The organism is Actinoallomurus iriomotensis (assembly GCF_030269445.1).
GTDB lineage: Bacteria > Actinomycetota > Actinomycetes > Streptosporangiales > Streptosporangiaceae > Actinoallomurus > Actinoallomurus iriomotensis.
On sequence record NZ_BSTJ01000005.1, the window covers coordinates 222,600 to 243,073 of the forward strand.

Here is a 20,474-nt window from a genome sequence, read left to right on the forward strand (position 1 = left end):
GCCACCCAAGGCGGTCGCCGAACCCGGCCCGCGAGACGAACCCACCGCAGCCCGGGGCGGATGGCGCCGAGCGGCGCGAGCGTGCCGGGCGTGCGTCTGCGGTGGTGCGGGGTTCAGTCGGTGCGGCGCGCGGCCCAGACGGTGCGTTCGGTGCGCACCACCAGGTCTTCGCGGCGCAGGATGCTGTGCGGGCCGTGGGTGTCGAGCAGCCGGTCGAGTGCGGCCAGGTCCTCGGTCGAGAGGGCGTCGGCGACGCTGCGGCGCATGCGCTGCAGGCTGCCGAGGGCGTAGGCGCCGACGGCCTCGCCGTGGGGGCTTTCGATGTTCACGGTGATGGTGCGCTCACCCTCGACGGTGAAGCCGGCCTCGGCCAGCTTCGGCCCCCAGTCGGCGCCGCGGTGGGGGACGTGTTCGGCGTGGAAGCGGTCGCTCGCCTCATGGCAGCGCTCCTCCAGGCCGGGCCGGTCCGCTGGGGCGTCTTCGGGGAGGAAGCGGGGGAAGCCGGACAGCTCCACCACCGCGAAAAGGCCGCCCGGGGCGAGCAGGTCATGAACGATGCGCAGGGCGCGGTCGGGATGGGCCATGTGGTGCATCGAGGCCGACGCCCACACCAGGTCCGGCGTGCCGAGATCGGGCCAGTCGGGCTCGTCGAGATCGGCCTGCACGGTACGTACCCGCTCCTCAACGCCTCGGGCGCGCGCCTTCTCCCGCAGGCGCTGCAGGTGCCCGGATGAGGCGTCGACCGCTGTGACGTGGGCTTCGGGGAAACGCTCGAGGAGCGCGAAGGTGCCCGCCCCCGTGCCGCACCCCAGATCCACGATCTGGCCGGGAGATTTCCGGACGGGCAGCCACTGGGCGATGGCGAGGGTGTGCTCGGCCAGGACCTCCGCGTCCAGGTCGAGGATCTCCGCCTGGCCGTCGGTGTCGTGCTGGTGGCCGTCAGGGGAGATGCGCGGATGCACGTGGGTCATGACCTCACGCTAAGGCGATGACGCGCGGATGACGCGATCGCTTCCCGGATCCGCAAGGAGATGGCCGTACGGGATGCCGGACGCGCAAAACGTCCTCCCCGGCGGGGCGGGCGGTCACGTGGAGGAGCCCTCTGATTCGCGTTCGCCGGCGGCGCGCTGGTGGCCGCGGCGGGCGTCGCGGTCGAAGATGCCCAGGATCTCGCAGGGGCCGCCGTCCGCGCCGATGGCGTGCGGCAGCATCGTGGGGAACTCCGCGGCCTGGTTGGTCTCGACACGAAAGCGCCGGTGGCCCAGGAGAAGGACCGCGGTGCCGGACAGGACGACGAGCCATTCGTGGCCCGGATGGGCGCGCATGCGTGCGGGGTTGTCCGGGGGTGGCTCGGTCATCCGCTGACGCACGACGCTCAGGCCGGGGTCGCTCCTGACGGGCCAGCGCATCAGCCCGTGCGCGCCGTCGATCATCGGGCTGATGATGACGTCGTCGGAGGCGGTCTCCACCAGCTGGTCCAGGGAGGTGTCCAGGGCGCGTGCGAGGGTGACCAGCTGGTCCAGTGCGAGGCGGCGCCGGCCGTTCTCGATGCGGGAGAGCGTGGACTGGCTGACCCTGGCGCGGGTGGCCAGTTCCTCGAGCGACCAGCCCTGTGCCACCCGCAGAGCACGGATGCGTTTGCGTACGAGGCTGTCCAGCTCGCCATCATCTTGCGTCATACGCAACACTGTATGCCCCTATCGCAAGACGCGGCTAGCGTCGTGTACCGAAGCCCGACACCACCGGGGTCCGAGCACGAGCGAAGGGGGCACGGCCATGGCTGCCACCACTGCCGCGTACGCGAGCGAGCGAGACCGTGGACGCCGTGCTGATCGGCGGCGGTGCCGCAGGTCTGAGCCGGGAGCCTGGTCATCGTCGGCGCGGTCACCTCGGCCGAGCCCGCCGCCCCGTCCGCCGGCGGAGACCCGCGCTTCACCGTCACCCTGGCCGACGGCCAGACGGTGACCGCGTGCCGGGTGCCGGTGGCCGCCGGACTCTGCGACGGGACATGGGTCCGGCGTCGCTCTCCGCATGCCCTTCTTGAGAGGAACCATGAGTACGAACCAGTTCGCTCCAGCGGCAGCCGACGCCGGCGGTGTGCCGGATGCGCGTCAGCTGCGCACCATCCTGATCGCGGTCTGTGTCGCGTTGATGGCGGTCATCGCCTCGGTGTCCGGGCTGAACGTCGCGCAGCCCGACCTGGCCGTCGAGTTCGGCGCCTCACAGACCACGATCCTGTGGATCATCAACATCTACACGCTCACCCTGGCCGCGCTGCTGCTGCCGCTCGGCGCCATCGGTGACCGCCTGGGCCGCAAGCCCATGCTGCTCACCGGCCTGGTCGTCTTCGGCGTCGCCGGCGCGATGGCCGGACTCGCCCCGTCGGCCGGAGTCATGCTCGCCGCGCGCCTGCTCAGCGGCATCAGCGCGGCGATGATCATGCCCATCACCCTCGCTGTGATCACCTCGACCTTCCCCGAGGAGGAACGCGGCAAGGCGATCGGCGTGTGGACCGGCGTCGCCGGAGGCGGCGGCATCCTGGGCATGTTCCTGTCCGCCGCACTCGTGGACGTCGCCAGCTGGCGCTGCCTGTTCATCCTGCCCGTCGCGCTGGTCGCCGTCGCGCTCGCCATGGCCATGCGCGCGGTGCCCAACTCCCGCGAGCGCTCCGGCCACTCCTTCGACACCGTCGGCGCGGTGACTTCCGTCGTTGCCGTCGTCGGCCTCATCTTCGTCCTCCAGGAAGGCCCCGAACGCGGTTGGACCGCCCCCGCCACCCTGATCAGCCTCGCCGCCGGTCTCAGCGCCGCCGTCTGCTTCGTGGCCTGGGAGCTGCGTCGCCGGGACGCCTCCCTGCTGGACGTGCGCCTGTTCCGCGAGCGCGGTCTGGCCGGCGGGTCGATCACGCTGCTGACCGTCTTCGGCGTCCAGGCAGGGATCTTCGTTGTCCTCTTCCCGTTCTTCCAGGCCGTGCTGGGCTGGTCGGGCCTGCTGTCCACGCTCGCGCTGATGCCCATGGCCGTGGCGATGATGATGACCTCCGGCCTGGCCCCCAAGTCGGCCGCGCGCATCGGCTCCCGCGCCACCATGGCCGTGGGTGTCGCGCTGGCCGGTGCCGGCTTGGCGCTGATGGCCGGCATCGTGTCCGTCGACGGCGGATACCTGTCGATCCTGCCCGGCATGCTCGCCATGGGCGTCGGCATGGGCCTGTCCATGACCCCGTCCACCGAGGCCATCACCGGTTCCCTGCCGCGCGAGCGCCAGGGCGTCGCCTCCGCGCTCAACGACGTCACCCGCGAGTTCGGGACCGCCCTCGGTGTCGCCCTGCTCGGCGCGCTGGTGTCCGCCGGGTACCGCGGCTCCATCGACGGCAGGCTCGACGGCGTTCCGCAGGGCACCGCGCAGACCGCACGGGAAGGTGTCGCCAACGCCGTCGAGGCGGCCGGCGGTGCGGGTCCCCACGCCCACGAACTCGTGCGCGCCGCACGGCAGTCCTTCGTCGACGGCTGGCAGCAGGCCATGTGGGCAGGCGTTGTCGTGATGGGCGTCCTGTTCGTCTACATCCTCGCCCGCGGCCCGAAGAACACCGCCATCGGATGAAAAGACATTCCATGTCAACGTTTGAAGTCTTGACATGGAATGACATTCCACACCACTCTGAGCGCCTCGGACCCGGCCCTACGGGAGGTCGTTCATGGTTCAGCGCGATGGCTGGGCGGCGGTACGGCGGCGGGTGGCGCCGGTCATGCTGGTCACGGTGACGCTCGGAGTGTTCGTGGCGTACCGGCCCGCCACGGCGGGCGGCCAGACGCCTCCCGGCGCCGACCCCGGCAAGGCGACGAGCCTCGTACCGAACTCCGGCTTCGACGCCGGCGACCGTGCCGGCCATCCGATCGGCTGGGCCGTCGAGGGTGACGAGTCCGGTGCGAACATCGTCAACCTGTCGGCCTATCGCACCGCCGGCCTCGGCTCTCTGGAGGTCAGCGCCAGGGGCACGGCGGTCACCGTCTCCAGCGACCGGATCGTCGCCGCGGCCGGCCGGGAGTACCGGGTGTCCGCCAAGGTCAAGGGCAAGAGCGGCGAACCGGCCGCGCTCTCGCTCGACTTCACCGGGTTCGACGGCACCGACCTGGGCGACCACGCGGCCGCCCCGGAGTCGAGCACGGACTGGCGGACCGTCACCGTCTCCGGCGTCGCGCCGGCCGGCACCGCGAACGTGACCGTCCGCATCGCCGCCGGCGACGAGGGCGTGTCCTACTGGGACGAGGTGAACCTCGCCGAGGCGGCACCGGCGTACGACCCGAACCTCGGCTCGGCGCGCGAGCTGTTCCTCGACGACTACCGGATCGCCTCCTCCAAGGACGTCGGCCGGGTGGTGCATCCGGCGAGGAAGCTGCCCGAGCCGGTCATTCGCCCCGACCATCCGTGGGAGTCGTCGGCCTACACCTACGGCTCGGTGTTCAAGATCGGAGGCGTCTACCGGCTCTGGTACGACTGCAACAACGACGTCGCGCCCGGCTACTACCTGTGTTACGCCGAGAGCCGCGACGGCAGGACGTGGACCAAGCCGCTGGGCCGGGGGAGCGTCGGCTACAAGGACATCCCCGCGTCCAAGACCAACATCGTCATCGCTGGCGGTGGCACCATCGCCTACAACCCCGACGCGGCCCCGGAGCGCCGCTTCGCGCTGATGCAGTTCCACTCCGGCGTGGTCAACCAGACGCTCGGCTACTACGTGTACTTCTCCAAGGACGGCTACGACTGGACGCCGGGGGAGGACACGCCCGCGCTGCTCGACGGCGACGTGTCGCAGGTGACCTGGGATCCGCGTACGAAGCGGTACATCGCCACCATCAAGAAGCGGATGTTCACCTCGCGCACGCCCGGCATCTACGACCGGGCGGCGTTCGTCTCGACGAGCAAGGACTTCCTCACCTGGAGCACACCGCAGCTCGCGGTGGCCGGCGACCACGCCGACGACGGCGCGGCCGAGGCGCTGAACGGGCTGGAAGGGCAGATCTACGGCATGCCGGTGCTGCCGTACGAGAGCACGTACGTCGGCATCCCGTGGGTGTTCCTGACCACCGACTACGTCACCGGTTCGCAGGCGTCGGCCGGCGCCGGGCCGGTGCTGCCACAGGTCGCCTCATCGCGTGACCTGACCGACTGGAGCCGTCCGGTACGCGACCCGGTCATCCGGCCCGGTGACCCCGGGGCCTGGGACGACGGCGCGCTGTACACCTCCTCCAACGCGCTGGTGAGCGACAGGACGGTCACCATGTACTACGGCGCCTTCAACGCCGGACACGGCGGGCAGGACCAGACCGCGCCGAACCCCGACACCTATGTCGGGCAGACCGGCATGGCCACCTGGCGGCGCGACGGCTTCGTCTCCCTCACCAACGCCTCGACGCCGGGCGCCGGCGAGCCGGGGGAGCTGACCACCAAGCCGGTCGTCTTCCACGGCGACGCGCTCAAGGTGAACGCGGTCGTCCACTCCCGCGGGTCGCTGACCGTGGAGGTGCTCGACGCCGCGGACGACACTCCCGTCCCCGGTTACGCCGCGAAGGACGCGATCCCGGTCACGGGCGACCAGTACGCCGCGACGGTGCGGTGGAAGGGCGGCCGGTCGCTCGCGTCGCTGTCCGGCCGTCAGGTGCGGTTCCGCTTCCACCTCACCGGCACGGATCTGTACTCCTACTGGGTGCCGCCGGCCGGCTGACGGCGCCCTTTCGCCGGCGGATCGGCGACACGACCCGCTGATCGGCCACGATGCCCCCTTGACGTGGGGGACTCCACACCTCCATTGTGTACGTGAAATTTCGTTCCATGTCGGTGCGGATCCCCCCGGTTCCCCTGAAAACCAGACCGACTTTGCGAGGTTGCGATGGCAAGACGGTTCAAACACGGCGCTCTCGGCGCCGCCGTTCTCGCGGCCGTGTCGGCCGCCGCCTGCACCGGCCCGGCACCGGACTCCGCCTCCGGCAGCGCCTCCGGTAAGAGCGCTATCAACGTTTACCTCTATCAGGAACCGGCCGGGATCTTCAGCCCGCTGGCCCCCTCCAACGGCCCGGACAACCAGGTCATGTCGTTCCTCGACCAGGGACTGCTGGCCGTCGACCCGAACTACAAGCTCCAGCCGCAGCTCGCGCAGAGCTACGACGTCTCCTCCGACGCCAAGACCTTCACCTTCCACCTGCGCCAGGGGCTGAAGTGGAGCGACGGGCAGCCGTTCACCGCGCAGGACGTGCTGTTCAGCTACCGCCTGCTGGCCGACCCGAAGAGCACCAGCGCGACGGCCGGCAGCTTCGCCGCCGTCGAGGGCGTCAGCGACTTCGTCTCCGGCAAGGCCAAGACCATCTCCGGCTTCAGCGCCCCGGACGACCACACCTTCGTCATCAAGGCGGCCAAGCCCGACATCGGACTGCTCGCGCAGATCAGCGTCGCGTACGTCCTGCCCAAGCACGTCCTCGGGGACGTGCCGGTCGCCCAGGTCGCCAAGAACCCCTACTTCCGCGCCCCGAACGTCACGCTCGGGCCGTACAAGTTCGTGGACTACAAGACCAACCAGTACGTCCACGTCACCGCCAACCCGAGCTACCCCTCGCCGGCGAAGATCAAGGACGTCTACCTCAAGCCGATGACGTCCGACGTCGCCACCGCCCAGCTCGGCAACGGCGGCATGGACATCGCGTCCTTCTCCCCGGCCGACCTCAAGACCGTGCAGGGCTTCAAGAACATCGCCGTCCAGGAGAAGGCCGGCGCCGGATTCGTCCGCATCGCGCTCAACCAGAGCAAGTCCTACTTCAAGGACGTACGGGTGCGGCAGGCCTTCCTGTACGCCATCGACCGCAAGGCACTCGTCGCCAAGGTCCTCGGCGGCAAGGCGACCGTGCAGAACTCCGACTTCTTCGCCGGCAACACCCCGGCCGGGATCAACGAGTACGCCTACGACCCGCAGAAGGCCAAGTCGCTGCTCCAGGCGGCCGGCTGGGACTCGAACCGCACGGTCGAGCTCCAGTGGGTGCCCGGCCAGCGCGACCGGGACGCGACCACCACCATCGTGCAGAGCCAGCTCGGCGCGGTCGGCGTGAAGGTCAAGCTCAAGCAGGCCCAGGCGGCGGAGATCCCGACGACCTACGCCAAGAAGTCCTACGACATGACGCTCTACGGCGGCGGCAACTACGCGGTCGACTCCTGGAACGTCAACGTGATCACCGCCTGCGACCAGCAGTTCCCCAAGGGCGGCAACATCGTCTGGTTCTGCGACAAGAAGCTGGACGAGCAGATGGCCAAGGCCAACGGCACCGCCGACGACGGACAGCGCAAGGCGCTGTACGACCAGGCCGTGCTGGAGGAGAACGCCCAGGCCGACCTGATGTGGCTCTACGACCCGACGGGTCTGTGGGCGGTGAACAAGCGGATCAAGGGATTCCAGGCGGCCGGTTCGCAGGACAGCCCCTTCTGGAACCCGGCCGGCTGGTCTCTGTGACCCCGGCATTCCTGTCCGCCGAGACGGGCCGCGCGCCGACGACGCCGCGCGGCCCGGCCGGCCGGACCGTACGCACGAGGGGAGGACGATGGGCGCCTACATCATCCGGCGACTGCTGATCAACGTTCTGGTCTTCTTCCTCATCACCGTCGTGATCTTCTGGCTGGTGCACAAGGCGCCGGGCGACCCGATCGCGATGATGGTGCCGCCGGACCAGCTCAACGCCGGCAGCGCGGCCTTCATCGCCGCCAAGCGGCACGAGCTGGGCCTGGACCAGCCGCTGGTCGTGCAGTACTGGCACTGGCTGACCGGCGCGTTGCACGGCGACTTCGGGTACTCCCTGGTCAACGGGCGTTCGGTGACCTCGCTGCTCGGTGAGCGGTTCGGCCCGACGATCGAGCTGATGGGCACGGGCCTGCTGCTGTCGCTGGTGATCGCGTTCCCGCTGGGCATCGTCGCCGCGCTGCGGCGCAACACCCGGGTGGACTACGCGGCCACCGTGGTCAGCCTCGGCTCGGTGTCGATCCCCGCCTTCTTCATCGCGCTGATCGCCATCTACGTCTTCACGGTGAAGTTCCCGATCCTTCCCTCGTCCGGCATCTCGGACCCGAGCGCGCCGAGCCTCGTCGACTCGCTCCAGCACCTGATCCTGCCGGCGGTGATCCTCGGCTTCGCCAACTCCGGGCCGTACATGCGCTACGTCCGCAGCAGCATGATCACCGAGCTGGGCGCGGACTACGTGCGGACCGCCGAGGCCAAGGGCGCGACCCGGCGCCGGGTCGTGGTGCGGCACACACTGCGCAACTCGCTGATCCCGGTGCTCACCTACATCGCCGCGAACCTGCCGCAGCAGCTCGCCGGCGCGGTCGTCATCGAGCAGGTCTTCGCCTGGCCCGGCATGGGCCAGCTCGCGGTCAGCTCGGTCGGGCGGCACGACTACTCGGTGATCATCGGGTTCGCGTTGATCATCGCGGTGCTCGTGCTGATCTCGAGCCTGCTCGCCGACGTACTGTACACGCTGGTCGACCCGAGGGTGAGGCTGAATTGAGCGTGATCGAGCCCGCGGTGCTCGCGCCCGAGGCCGCACGCCGCTCACCCGGCCGCCGGGCCCTGCGCCGGTTCCTGCGGCACCGGATGGCCGTGGTCAGCGCCGTCGTGCTGCTGCTGATCGTGCTCGCGGCGGTGTTCGCCCGTCAGATCGCCGGCCACGACCCGAACACCACCGACCTGTTCGCGACCCGCGCCGGGCCGTCGGGCGACCACTGGCTCGGCACCGACGCCACCGGGCGTGACGTGCTGGCGCGCCTGCTGTTCGCCGGCCGGGTCTCGCTCGGCGTGGGCGTGGCCGCCGCGCTGCTCGCGGTCGTCGTCGGCACCGTGGTGGGCAGCCTGTCCGGCCTGCTCGGCGGCTGGGTGGACCAGACCGCGATGCGGCTCGCCGACGTGTTCATGTCCTTCCCCTCTCTGGTGGTCATGGTGGTGATCGCGGGCGTCATCGGGCCGAGCGTCACCGCGATGGTCATCGCCATCGGCCTGTTCCAGTGGCCCCAGTGCGGGCGGCTGGTCCGCGGCGTGACCCTGGCGGTGCGCGAGCAGGAGTACGTCCAGGCCGCGCGCGCCGCGGGCGCCGGGCCGCTGTGGCTGATCCGCCGCCACATCGTGCCCGCCGCGCTCCCTCCGGTGAGCGTGGTCGCCACCCTCGCGGTGGCCCAGGCGATCGGTCTGGAGGCCACCATGTCCTTCCTCGGCCTCGGCGTTCAGCCGCCCGCCGCGAGCTGGGGGAACATGCTCACCGACGCGCAGAGCCTGACGGTCATCTCGACCATGCCGTGGCTGTGGCTGCCGCCGGGACTGGCGGTCGCCGCGACGGTTCTCGCGGTGAACTTCATCGGCGACGGCCTGCGCGACGCCGTCGACCCCCGGCACACGTGAGAAGGAGGGCCATGACCGAGCGAAGCGAGGGAATCGAAGACGCGGCCCCCGTGGTCACTCCTCCCGACGAAGGAGGGCTCATGACCGAACGCAGTGAGGGAATCGAAGACGCGGCCCCCGTGGTCACTCCTCCCGACGAAGGAGGGCTCATGACCGAGCGAAGCGAGGGAACGAGCGAGCCCCCGCTCCTGTCGATCGAGAACCTCGTCGTGGACTTCGCCACCGACGACGGTGTCGTGCACGCCGTCGACGGTGTGAGCCTCGCCGTACGCGCCGGCGAGATCGTCGCCGTGGTCGGTGAGTCGGGCTCGGGCAAGAGCGTGACCGCCATGTCGGTCCTCGGCCTGGTCCGCACCCCGCCCGGCGTCATCCGCGAGGGCCGGATCCTGCTGCGCGGCGAGGACCTGCGCGCGGCGAGCGGCGAGCGGCTCCGCGAGATCCGTGGCGGCGAGATCGCGATGATCTTCCAGGACCCGATGACCGCGCTGAACCCGGTCATGACGGTCGGCCGTCAGATCGCCGAGGCGCTGCGGCTGCACGACCACGACCTCGGCGCGGACGACGCGCGCTCCCGGGTCGTCACGCTGCTGCGCAAGGTCGGCGTGCCCGAGGCCGAACGGCGGTACGGGCAGTACCCGCACGAGTTCTCCGGCGGCATGCGCCAGCGCGCGATGATCGCCATGGCCATCGCCAACGACCCGGACCTGCTCATCGCCGATGAGCCGACCACCGCGCTCGACGTCACGATCCAGGCCCAGGTGCTCGAACTGTTGCGCACCGCGCAGCGCGACACCGGGGCGGCCACCATCCTCATCACCCACGACCTCGGCGTCGTGGCGGAGCTGGCCGACCGGGTGATCGTGATGTACGCCGGGCGGATCGTGGAGGAGGCCGACGTCCGCTCGCTGTTCGCCCGGCCGCGGCACCCGTACACCGCGGGGCTGCTGTCGAGCGTGCCGCGCGCGGACCTGGACGGTGATCTGGTGTCCATCCCGGGCAGCCCGCCCAACATGATCGATCCGCCGGGCGGGTGCGCGTTCCATCCGCGCTGCCCGATGGCGCGCGAGCGGTGCCGCACCGACCGGCCCGAGCCGTACGACCTCGGCGACGGCCGGCGCAGCGCGTGCCACTACGCGGACGAACTGGACGAGGGCCTCGCCCTGTACGCGGCCGGAGAGGAGGCCGGGTGACGACGTCGGAGCTGCTGCGGGTCGAGGACCTGCGCAAGTACTTCCCGATCCGGGGCGGGGTGCTGCGCCGGCACCAGGGCGACATCCGCGCCGTCGACGGCGTCAGCTTCTCCCTGAACGCGGGCGAGACGCTGAGCGTGGTCGGGGAGTCCGGCTGTGGCAAGTCCACGACGGGCCGGATGATCGTACGCCTGCTGGAGCCGACCGGCGGCCGGATCCTCTACCGGGGCGAGGATCTGACCGCGGCCCGCGGCGGCCGGCTGCGCGAGCTGCGCCGCGAGATCCAGATCATGTTCCAGGACCCGCACTCCTCCCTGTCGCCGCGGATGACCGTGCACGACATCGTCGCCGAACCGCTGCGGGTGCACGGCCGCTACCGCGACGGCGGCGCGGCCCGGGTGCGGGAACTGCTCGACCTGGTCGGCCTGTCGGCGCAGTACGAGAACCGCTACGCCCATGAGTTCTCCGGCGGCCAGCGGCAACGCGTCGGCCTGGCCCGCGCGCTCGCGCTGGACCCCAAGCTGCTCGTGCTGGACGAACCGGTCAGCGCCCTGGACGTGTCGATCCGCGCCCAGGTGGTCAACCAGATGCGCCGCCTCCAGCAGACGCTCGGCCTCGCGTACGTCTTCATCTCCCACGACCTGTCGATCGTGCGGCACATCTCGCACCGGATCGCGGTGATGTACCTCGGCACGGTCGTGGAGATCGGCACCCGCGACCAGGTGTTCACCGCGCCGCGCCACCCGTACACGCGTGCGCTGCTGTCCGCCATCCCCGTGCCCGACCCGGAGCTGCGCGGCGAACGCGAGCGGATCACGCTGACCGGCGACGTCCCCGACCCGAGCGACCCGCCCTCGGGGTGCCGGTTCCGTACCCGATGCTGGAAGGCACAGGACATCTGCGCCACCGAGACGCCCGCGCTGACCGGCCGTACGGGCGATGGGCACGCCAGCGCCTGTCATTTCCCGGAGAATGACGTCGCGGCGGTCTCCTGACCGCTCGTCCCCTACGACTCTGAGACCCGAACCGCCCGTGCAGGAGGCAATTCAGGTGGCCGCAACATCGCGCCGCAAGCAGGCGCCGATCGACGAAGCGCGTCCCGCGTCGGCGAACTACCACGCCAACGCGCTGGCCCGCGGCCTCGCACTGCTCGAACAGATGGCCATGCGCCCCGAGCCGCCCACGCTCGGCGACTTCAGCGAGTCGACCGCGCTGCCCAAGAGCACCCTGGTACGCCTGCTGAGCGTGCTGTGCGAGCTGGAGTACGCCGTGCGCGTCGACGACCGGCCCTCGTACCGGCTGGGACACAAGGTGCAGCGGCTCGCGACGGCGTACGTCTCGTCGCTGGACCTGTCCGAGGTCGCCGGGCGGTACCTGCGGCCGGTGGCGGACAAGACCGGTCAGACCGCCAACCTCGGCGTGCTGGACGGCGCGCAGGTGCTGCACATCTGCGTGACCGAGCCGGACCGTCCGCTGCGGTTCATGGCGCCGCCGGGCACGCGCGACCACGCGTACTGCACCGGGCTGGGCAAGGTGCTGCTGTCCTACATCGACCCGGAACAACTGCCCGCCTCCACGCCCGACGAGCCGTTCCCGGCGTTCACCGAGGCGACGACCACGACGCTGGCCGAGCTGGCCGAAGAACTGACGATGACGCGTGAGCGCGGATACGCGCTCGACGACAACGAGCGCAGCGCCGGGCTGCGCTGCGTCGCCGTGCCGCTCCTGATCGGCGGCGAGTGCCTGGCGGCGATCAGCGTCTCCGGACCGTCGGGGGAGTTCACCGAACCGCAGCAGGATGAGTACGTCGCCGCGCTGAGAGCCGCCGCCGAGGGCCTGACCGCCGACCCGGACTTCGACGCGGCCCTGCGCATCGTGCACCGCTCCCTGCGTCCCGCCGGCTTCACCCCGGCCGGAGACCCGTGATCCGCGCCTACGTGAGGTCGTAGGGGGTCGGGTCGTGTCGCTCCCAGATCCGGCGAGATGCCTCTTCCGGGTAAGGCGAGGTCTTCGGCTCGATGTCCAGGACGCGAGTCAGTCGTCGCTCGGGCCGGTGGGCGGGCCATCCGGGGTCGCCGGTCGTGGCGAAGCGGACCCATGCCCGCCGCAGTTCCCGGGATACCGCCGAGACCTCCGGCGTCGGCCGGTCGCCGAAGAGGTGCCGGCCGGCGGGACTGTCCAACGTGCCGAACGCCAGGGGAACGTCGAGGCTGTGGCAGGCGCCCAGGACTCCGCCGGACGCGGGAGCCGCCATTCGCAGCTCGAACAGGAACGACGTGCCTCCAGCCGCTTGGTTCGCGTGGGCCAGCCGCAGTGAGGGCATCCGGAAGAGGGCATCGGAGTACACCAGTTCGAGCAGTTCTTCGGGGCTGGCCTGGGGGTAGGCGGCACGGTAGGCGTCGGCGCCGTCCGGTGGGGCGAACAGCTCCAGGGCTGTTCGAGCCTCGTCCTCAGTGAAGGTGCCCAGCCGCCCCATCATGACGCTGAACAGCCGGAACTCATCGCGGGTGTGGCCGACGAGGAGCTCGATCCCGCCCGTAAGGCCACCGGCCAGCGCCCTCCAGGGCGTTTCGGTGAGCACCACGCCGTCGAGGACCGGGCATACGGCGACACCGAGCTGCGAGAGCCGGCCCCAACGCTCGCGGTATCCGGGAAGGTCGAAACCGAGGGCGGTGAGCTCGCCGGCCAGGCGCGAGGGGTCGATACCGGACAGGGCTTCAACGTCAGGTGCCGCACCGACGCGGCCCGCGAGCGCGGCGGCGACGTCTTCCGCCAGCGCGCGGGTGCACAGCGTTCCCGGCACCGAGTGCACGATGGCCCTGCGGAACAACGCGTGCGCCCGCTTCATCGTCAGCAGGGCCGCGATCGACCCCGCCCCGGCGGACTGTCCCGCCACCGTGACCTGGTCGGGGTCTCCGCCGAAGGCGGCGATGTTGCGCTGTACCCATTCCAAGGCCGCGATCTGATCGAGAAACCCGCGGTTGGCCGGAGCGCCCTCGACGAGAACGAAACCCTCGGCCGCCACCCGGTAGTTGATGCTCACCACGACCAGGCCCGCGCTGGTCAGGGCCGCAGGGTCGTACATCGGATCGCTGGAGGCCCCCGCGATGTAGGCGCCACCGTGGATCCACACCAGCACGGGCAGCCCGGCCGACTCCAGGGCCGGGGTGCTGACGTTGAGCGTGAGCCAGTCGTTCCCGGCTGAGCTCTCGGCCGTCGGTCCCGCCTGGGGGACCACGGGGCCGAACTCGGTCGCCCGCCTCGTCCCGTCCCACCCCTTGACCGGGGCGGGCGCCTGGAAGCGCAACGGCCCGACGGGCGGCTGAGCATAGGGGATGCCACGGAACACCGCGTGCTCTCCCCGCCGGCGCCCTTCGACGAGTCCCTCCGCGGTCCGTGCCGTTGGTCGTTCGTACATGCCGCACCTTTCTCCTCGGACAGGCCCCCAGCTTTTATCGGTCACGTGTAATATGTCAACTGTATTGGAAAAGAGGAGGGTGACGATGCCCAAGCAGGTGGATCACCGCGAACGCCGCGAGACGATCGCCCGAGCGCTGTGGCGCGTAGTGGAACAACGCGGCATCGCGCACGCGAGCGTCCGTGAAGTGGCCCAGGAAGCGGGGATCTCCCACGGTGCGGTGCAGCACTACTTCGCCACCCGAGAAGAGATGCTGGTCTTCGCCATGGACTTCGCGTCCGAACAGACATCGCTACGCGTCGCCGAAGGCGTCAGAGGGCTCGGCGACCCGCCACATCCGCGTGACGTGCTCCGAGTGATGCTCACGGAGATGCTCCCGCTCCATCCCGACGCACGCGCGACGAGCCGGATGAGCGCCGCCTACGTCCTGGAGGCCCTGCACAACGCGAACATCCACGCACGCGCACGCGACGGGTTGACTCACGGCCGCGACCTCGTCGAGCAGATGGTCCGCCAGGCGATCGCCGATGGCCACATCGACCCCGACCGCGACCCGGCGACGGAGACCCACCTGCTCCTGACGCTCACCGGCTTGACCCCGCTCATCGAACTGGGTGTGATCGAGCCCCAAGAGGCCCTGACCGCCGTCGACCAGCACCTCGACCGGCTGTTCACCGGGAACGCCACCGACTCGCCCGGCAACGGCCGTTCGTCCGGCTGACGTCAGGAGCTCGTGAGGATGACGAGTTGCCGGGTCGCTCGGGTCATCGCGACGTAGCGGTCGACTGCGCCTTCGATGCCCTTGCCGAACGCGTCCGGGTCGATGAGGACGACCAGGTCGAACTCGAGCCCCTTCGACAGCTCCGGGGTCAGCGACCGGATGCGGGACGTCGTCCGGAACGTGGGATCGCCTATGACGCAGGCGATCCCGTCGGCATGTGCGGCGAGCCAGGTGTCGAGGATCGAGTTCAGATCCGCGGAGAATCCATGGACGACGGGGACGTCGCCGCTGCGGATGGAGGTCGGCACGTTGGCGTCCGGGAGCACGGCCCGGATGACCGGCTCGGCTTCCGCCATGATCTGTTCCGGCGTCCGGTAGTTGATGCTAAGGGAGGCCAGGCTGATCCGGTCGAGCCCGATCCGCTCGAGTCGCTCCTGCCACGACTCCGTGAACCCGCGCCTTGCCTGGGCGCGATCCCCGACGATGGTGAAGCTCCGTGACGGGCACCGGAACAGCAGCATCTGCCACTCCGCGTCGGTCAGCTCCTGAGCCTCGTCCACGACGATGTGCGCGAACGGGCCGGCGAGCAGGTCCGGCTCGGCGCCGGGCAGTTCGGACTCGTCGACCAGGGACACCTGGGCGTCCTGACCGCGCAGCATCGTGACCAGGCCCTCTCCATACGGGTCGGCGTCGTCGTCGGCCTCGATCAGGCTGTCGACGACCTGCGCCATGCGCTCGCGTTGGGCGGCGAGAGCCGCGGCATGGCGGCGCTTACGCAGCGACTCCTCCGGGTCGCCGAGTCGCTGCCGTGCCGCGTCCAGGAGCGGCAGGTCGGACACCGTCCAGGCCTGGGGGTCCTCGCGCTGCAGCCGCCGAACATCATCGGGACTGAGCCAGGGAGCGCACAGCCGCAGGTAGGCGGGTACCGACCACAGGTCTCCGACGAGGTCGGTCGCTTCGATCAGCGGCCACGCGCGGTTGAAGGTCGTGCGCAGCTCCCTGTTCCGTGCCAGCGACTCGCGGAGCAGTTCGGCCGAGACGTCACCGTCGTCGCCCACCGGGCCGTCGTGCTTGTCCACCAGGATCGTGAGCAGTTCATCCCAGATCTGGTCACGCGCCTCGTTGTGCGGAGTGCCAGGTTCTGGTGTTTCGAACGCCTCGGCCCAGTCCTCGGCGCTCACCCGGATGTCGGACCAGTGGGTCGTGACCGTCATCCCCTTGGTGGGCGGCTTCTCGTAGAACCTGACGGCCGGCTCGATCGCCTTCACCAGGTCCGCGGACGACTTCAGGCGGGCCACGTCCGGGTCGGTCTCGACCGTCGCCGCGGCTCCCTCCGCGACAAGGCCCCGCAGGGTGCAGGTCTGGACGCCTTCCTCCCCGAGACTGGGGAGGACGTCGGCCACGTAGGCCAGGTAGGGCTGGTGCGGACCGACGAACAGGACGCCGCCACGATGGTGGCCGAGGCGAGGGTCGGAGTAGAGGAGGTACGCGGCGCGGTGCAGAGCGACGACGGTCTTGCCCGTACCGGGACCGCCGTCGACGACGAGAGCACCGCGGGATCCCGCACGGATGATGGCGTCCTGGTCGGCCTGGATGGTGCCGAGTACGTCCCGCATCCGCGCCGACCGGTCGCTGCCGAGGCTGGCGATGAACGCGGACTGGTCGTCGAGCGCGGCGTGCCCTTCGAACCCGTCCGGGGTGAACACCTCATCCCAGTAGTCGCTGATGCGGCCGCGGGTCCAGCGATATCTGCGGCGGCTCGCCAGGCCCATCGGGTTGCCGTGGGTGGCTCCGAAGAACGGCTCGGCCGCGGGGGAGCGCCAGTCGAGCAGCAGCCGGCGGCCCGTACGGTCCGTGAGGCCGAGTCGCCCGACGTACACGGGCTCGGGGTCGTCCGTGCCGACCATGTGCCCCAGGCACAGGTCCAGACCGAAGCGTCGCAGTACGCGCAGGCGAGCGGTCAGCCGGTGGATCTCCGTGTCCCGCTCCAACGCCTGCGGACCCATGCCACCGGGCGCCTTGCGTTCGGCATCGAGGCGGTCGGACAGGTCGGCGATCGACTGCTCGATGCTCTCCGCGATGGCCGTGAAGTGTTGCTCATCGCCCGTGATCAGCGTCGGGTCGGCCTTGGCGGAGAGGCGGTCGGGAAGGTCGAACACGCTGGTGGTCATGCGGTTCACGCCTCAGCTCCGATTCGAGGTCGCTCGCGAACGTACGCGGGGGTCAGGGTTTCGCTGAACGCGGCCGACAGGGACTCGAAGTTCGGAGCCGGACCGTAGTGCGCCGTGCCGGCCCGATTACGCCGGCGGCGGGTGGTGCGGCGGCATCATGCCGGTCACCGCGAGCCCCATCACACGCATTCCGCATCCCCGATTTCCGTAGGCTCTGGCCTAGGCCGACGATTCTGCGGCACGACCCGGGTCTTGCCGCAAGCCCCCCGGTGCGCTATACGTTGGAAATGGAAGGGAGTGGGTCTCCCTTCCCTTCTTTGTTTTCGGGACGGACGACCTCCTCGCGAAGCGCCGTGGCCGGAAGCGGCGTCATCTTTCAGGTCTCACGGGCGCGTTCCGCCTTCACGGTGCGAGATTCATTTGGCGGGGCCCCCGTCCGAGGGCCCCGCCGGGCTCAGTCCCGGTCGCCGAGGTAGGCGACGGCCTCGATCTCGACGCGGACGTCGGGGTGACCGAAGTCGACCACGACGGTCGTACGGGCCGGGGGCACGGCGCCGATGCGGCGTGCGTACAACTCGTTGAACGGGGCGAACAGCGTCGCGTTCGCCAGGTAGGCGTTGACCTTCACCACGTCGGCCAGGCTCGCTCCGCCCGCACGCAGGACGGCCTCGACGTTGTCGATGGTGGCGTTCACCTCGGTGGCGAAGTCGCCGATGAACACCGAACCGTCTGCCGTCGTCGCGACCTGACCGGAGACGAACAGCAGGTCACCGGCGCGTACGCCGTGGCTCAGGGGGACGGCCGGGGCGGGGAAGTGCTCGGGGTGGATCGTGCGCATCGCGCTACCTCTCTCAGTCGGGTGCTCCGACCATACCGTTGACATGGAACGGTATTCCGTGTCGTATTCCGGGGGGATGCCGAGAGAGAGGGCACAGCCGATGTCCCGGACCACCAGACCCCTGAACCTCCTGCTCGCCTTCGTCCTCGCCGTCGCGGCGGCCGGTCTCATCGCCGGCCCGGCGACCGCCGCCGTCACGGTGCGGACCTATGAGACCGATCCGGTCGGCCAGGTGCCGTCCGGCTGCTCCACCCCGTCGGGCGCGGCGTCCGCCGTCGTCAGCTCCACCCGCGGGCGGGCCAGCGCGCGGTCGCTGCGGGTCGATGACCCCAGCACCACCACGATCACGAAGATCGCCTGTCCGCGGCCGGCGCAGCAGGGCGCGGAACTGAGCTTCTACGCCTACCCGGCCGCGCTGCCGAACGGCTTCATGGTCGACCTGCTCGGCCACCAGAAGAACGTCACCGGAGAGCAGCCGGTGTTCCACCTCGTCGTGGACGGCAACGGCCGGATCCGCTGGTACGACGCCGCCAACTGGACGCAGGTCGCGCCGGCCGGCACCGTGCCCCTCACCAAGTGGACCGCCATCGACATCCAGGTGCCCGCGGACATGAGCGCCGCGCACGTCTACGTCGGCGGCCGGTACGTCGGCGACGCCGGGCCGGTCGGCGTACGGGCCCTGGCGGACATCACCGGCTACCAGTTCTCCAGCGACGGCACGCCGACCTCGGGCGACGACGTCTACCTCGACGACGTCGGCTACGGCCCGGCGGTGAACACCCCGCCGCCCGGCTCCGCGCCGTTCACCGTCGCGCCGCCGGTCACCGTCGACCAGTCGACGACGCCGGTGCAGATGCCGAACGCCGCCGTCATCGTGCCGCACGGCACCGGCCGCAGAGTGCTGCTCGCCTACCCGGCGCACACCGACAGCTCCGCCACGAACGGCACGCGGTTCGCCTACTCCGACGACATGGGCACCACCTGGGTCGCCGACCAGGCCGCCAACCCGATGCCGGACGCGGCCTCCTACAACCTGACCCGGCTGCGGAACGGCGACGTTCTCGCCGTCTCGTACCACACGTACATGGTCGCCGGCTCGGGTGACCTCAAAGCCGAGGTCGACTCGAGCGTCTCCCACGACGGTGGGGCGACCTGGACCACCCGTACGGGCATGATGACCACCCCGACGGCGATGCGCACCATCTCCTCGGTCACCGACCGCCCCGGCTCGCCGCTCGGCGGGTTCGTGCTGGTGCACCCCGTGGTCGAGGACCCGGACGGCACGCTGTACCAGTCGGGGTACGGGTACTACGCGGACGACACCAAGTACCGGCAGATCGTGCTGAGGTCCACCGACGGCGGCCTGAACTGGACCGTCGCCGCGACCGTCGCGGTGAACCCGAACCTGACGACCGCCGCCGGGTACGAGGGCTTCTGCGAGGGCGCGCTCGAACGCGTCGCGGACGGCTCGCTGCTCATCGTCATGCGGATCGGCAGCTACCTGCCGATGTACGTCTCGCGCTCCACCGACGACGGCAGGACCTGGTCGGCGGCGACGCAGCTCGTGGCCGGCCCGGACAAGCAGTCCGTGGTGAGCGTGTACCCGTCGCTGAGCCTGCTGCCGGGCGGCCCGCTCGTGCTGATGGTCGGCCGCCCCGGCCTGGCGCTGCTCACCTCACCCGACGGCAGCGGTCGTACCTGGACCCGTCCGGTCGAGGCGGACTACCAGAACTCCGCGAACGGCGTGCTCCTGCCGACGGGCGCGAACACCATGATGGTCTTCGGCGACCGCGGCGCCAACTGGTCCCACCCGACACCGGACCCGTACTCGGTCTGGTCGCGCGTCGTGACGGTGAACCGATGAAGATCATGACGATCTACGCCCATCCGGCCGACACGATCACCAACTGCGGTGGGACGCTCGCGCGGCACGCCGCGGCCGGCGACGAGGTCGTGGCGCTGATCCTCACCCACGGCGGCCGGATCCACGCCAACCGGTACGCCGAGGAGTGGCGCAAGGACGAGCCCGACGAGTCCATCGCCGGCGCCGGCCTGGACCAGATCGTCGCGCACAAGAAGGGCGAGCTCGAACGCGCCGCCGAGATCGTCGGCATCGGCACGCTGCTGACGCTCGACCTCGACGACTCGATGGCCGTGGTGCGCGAGGAGGTCGTGGACGAGGTCGCCGCGGCGCTCGCGCGGGAGCGGCCGGACGTCGTCATCTGCGACTACCCGCAGAACCCGGCGATGACGGCCAACACGCACACCGTCGCCACGATGACCGCCCTGGCCGCCCTCGGACGCGCCGCGACCCAACTGAAGAACCTCGACGGCCGGGAGGAGACGAACGTCCGTCAGGTCTTCTTCACCTCGGTGCCGGTCGCGGTGACGGACGGGCTCAGCCTGTACGGCGTCCGCAACGACCTGTTCGTCGACATCACGCCGGTCGTGGGCACGAAGCTGGCCGCGATGGACTGCTTCGAGAGCCAGGGCTACGCCGGCCTGTTCGCCCGCAAGCTGGTCGAGTCGAGCAACGGCGAGTTCGGCCGCGCGGCGGGCGTCAACTTCGCCGAGGCGTACTCCCGCCTCTACAACGAGACCCACGAGCTGCTCCCGCTCACCGAGGCCGCCCTGCGCGCCGACCCCCTGACCCGGCACGTGGACTACTCGCGGATCGACGTACGGGCCCGCTTCCCCGCAGGCTGAGACACC

At 70.5% G+C, this 20,474-nt stretch carries 16 protein-coding genes; 11 read left to right on the forward strand and 5 right to left on the reverse strand.

Annotated elements, in window-relative coordinates; all coding sequences use genetic code 11:
* Nucleotides 1–113: 113 nt before the first annotated feature.
* Complete coding sequence (locus tag QSK37_RS21880) at nucleotides 114–971, reverse strand: class I SAM-dependent methyltransferase (protein ID WP_285624122.1); 858 nt, start codon at nucleotides 969–971, stop codon at nucleotides 114–116.
* Between the two features lie 114 nt (nucleotides 972–1,085).
* Nucleotides 1,086–1,679 (reverse strand): helix-turn-helix domain-containing protein, encoded by a 594-nt coding sequence (locus tag QSK37_RS21885; RefSeq protein WP_285624124.1) that lies wholly within the window; start codon nucleotides 1,677–1,679, stop codon nucleotides 1,086–1,088.
* A 373-nt stretch (nucleotides 1,680–2,052) separates the two neighbouring features.
* On the opposite strand from QSK37_RS21885, the gene QSK37_RS21890 reads away from it, so the two are divergent.
* The 8 genes from QSK37_RS21890 (at nucleotide 2,053) to QSK37_RS21925 (ending at nucleotide 12,540) form a co-directional block, all read left to right on the forward strand.
* Entirely contained in the window at nucleotides 2,053–3,600 is a 1,548-nt protein-coding gene (locus QSK37_RS21890) for an MFS transporter (protein ID WP_285624126.1), read from the forward strand.
* A gap of 94 nt (nucleotides 3,601–3,694) precedes the next feature.
* The gene (locus QSK37_RS21895) at nucleotides 3,695–5,722 is read left to right on the forward strand and encodes a hypothetical protein (protein ID WP_285624128.1); all 2,028 of its coding nucleotides are present in this window, start codon (nucleotides 3,695–3,697) and stop codon (nucleotides 5,720–5,722) included.
* A gap of 165 nt (nucleotides 5,723–5,887) precedes the next feature.
* Entirely contained in the window at nucleotides 5,888–7,492 is a 1,605-nt protein-coding gene (locus QSK37_RS21900; RefSeq protein ID WP_285624130.1) for an ABC transporter substrate-binding protein, read from the forward strand.
* An 88-nt stretch (nucleotides 7,493–7,580) separates the two neighbouring features.
* Nucleotides 7,581–8,540, forward strand: coding sequence for an ABC transporter permease (locus tag QSK37_RS21905; protein WP_285624169.1), 960 nt, complete (start codon nucleotides 7,581–7,583; stop codon nucleotides 8,538–8,540).
* A 2-nt stretch (nucleotides 8,541–8,542) separates the two neighbouring features.
* A complete protein-coding gene (locus tag QSK37_RS21910; RefSeq protein WP_285624952.1) occupies nucleotides 8,543–9,424 on the forward strand; it encodes an ABC transporter permease in 882 nt (293 codons plus the stop codon).
* A 149-nt stretch (nucleotides 9,425–9,573) separates the two neighbouring features.
* Nucleotides 9,574–10,614 carry an ABC transporter ATP-binding protein gene (locus QSK37_RS21915; RefSeq protein WP_285624171.1) on the forward strand — a complete coding sequence of 347 codons (1,041 nt, stop codon included), beginning with the start codon at nucleotides 9,574–9,576 and terminating at the stop codon, nucleotides 10,612–10,614.
* Nucleotides 10,611–11,609 carry an ABC transporter ATP-binding protein gene (locus QSK37_RS21920; RefSeq protein ID WP_285624174.1) on the forward strand — a complete coding sequence of 333 codons (999 nt, stop codon included), beginning with the start codon at nucleotides 10,611–10,613 and terminating at the stop codon, nucleotides 11,607–11,609. Before QSK37_RS21915 ends, QSK37_RS21920 begins: the two co-directional genes overlap by 4 nt.
* 55 nt (nucleotides 11,610–11,664) lie before the next feature.
* A complete protein-coding gene (locus QSK37_RS21925; protein ID WP_285624177.1) occupies nucleotides 11,665–12,540 on the forward strand; it encodes an IclR family transcriptional regulator in 876 nt (291 codons plus the stop codon).
* Nucleotides 12,541–12,547: 7 nt separating this feature from the next.
* Here the strand turns inward: QSK37_RS21925 and QSK37_RS21930 are convergent, their stop codons facing one another.
* On the reverse strand, nucleotides 12,548–14,032 hold the full coding sequence (locus QSK37_RS21930; RefSeq protein WP_285624180.1) for a carboxylesterase/lipase family protein: 1,485 nt from the start codon (nucleotides 14,030–14,032) through the stop codon (nucleotides 12,548–12,550).
* Nucleotides 14,033–14,117: 85 nt separating this feature from the next.
* On the opposite strand from QSK37_RS21930, the gene QSK37_RS21935 reads away from it, so the two are divergent.
* Nucleotides 14,118–14,753, forward strand: a complete 636-nt coding sequence (locus tag QSK37_RS21935; protein WP_285624182.1) for a TetR/AcrR family transcriptional regulator — start codon at nucleotides 14,118–14,120, stop codon at nucleotides 14,751–14,753.
* A 2-nt stretch (nucleotides 14,754–14,755) separates the two neighbouring features.
* Here the strand turns inward: QSK37_RS21935 and helR are convergent, their stop codons facing one another.
* Both helR and QSK37_RS21945 read right to left on the reverse strand, forming a co-directional pair.
* On the reverse strand, nucleotides 14,756–16,924 hold the full coding sequence (gene helR / locus QSK37_RS21940; RefSeq protein WP_285624185.1) for an RNA polymerase recycling motor ATPase HelR: 2,169 nt from the start codon (nucleotides 16,922–16,924) through the stop codon (nucleotides 14,756–14,758).
* A 454-nt stretch (nucleotides 16,925–17,378) separates the two neighbouring features.
* Nucleotides 17,379–17,762 carry a RidA family protein gene (locus QSK37_RS21945; RefSeq protein WP_285624188.1) on the reverse strand — a complete coding sequence of 128 codons (384 nt, stop codon included), beginning with the start codon at nucleotides 17,760–17,762 and terminating at the stop codon, nucleotides 17,379–17,381.
* Between the two features lie 100 nt (nucleotides 17,763–17,862).
* On the opposite strand from QSK37_RS21945, the gene QSK37_RS21950 reads away from it, so the two are divergent.
* Both QSK37_RS21950 and QSK37_RS21955 read left to right on the forward strand, forming a co-directional pair.
* The gene (locus QSK37_RS21950; RefSeq protein WP_285624190.1) at nucleotides 17,863–19,626 is read left to right on the forward strand and encodes a sialidase family protein; all 1,764 of its coding nucleotides are present in this window, start codon (nucleotides 17,863–17,865) and stop codon (nucleotides 19,624–19,626) included.
* Nucleotides 19,623–20,468 carry a PIG-L deacetylase family protein gene (locus tag QSK37_RS21955; protein WP_285624192.1) on the forward strand — a complete coding sequence of 282 codons (846 nt, stop codon included), beginning with the start codon at nucleotides 19,623–19,625 and terminating at the stop codon, nucleotides 20,466–20,468. The genes QSK37_RS21950 and QSK37_RS21955 overlap by 4 nt, the downstream gene beginning before the upstream one ends.
* The last annotated feature ends 6 nt before the right edge of the window (nucleotides 20,469–20,474 follow it).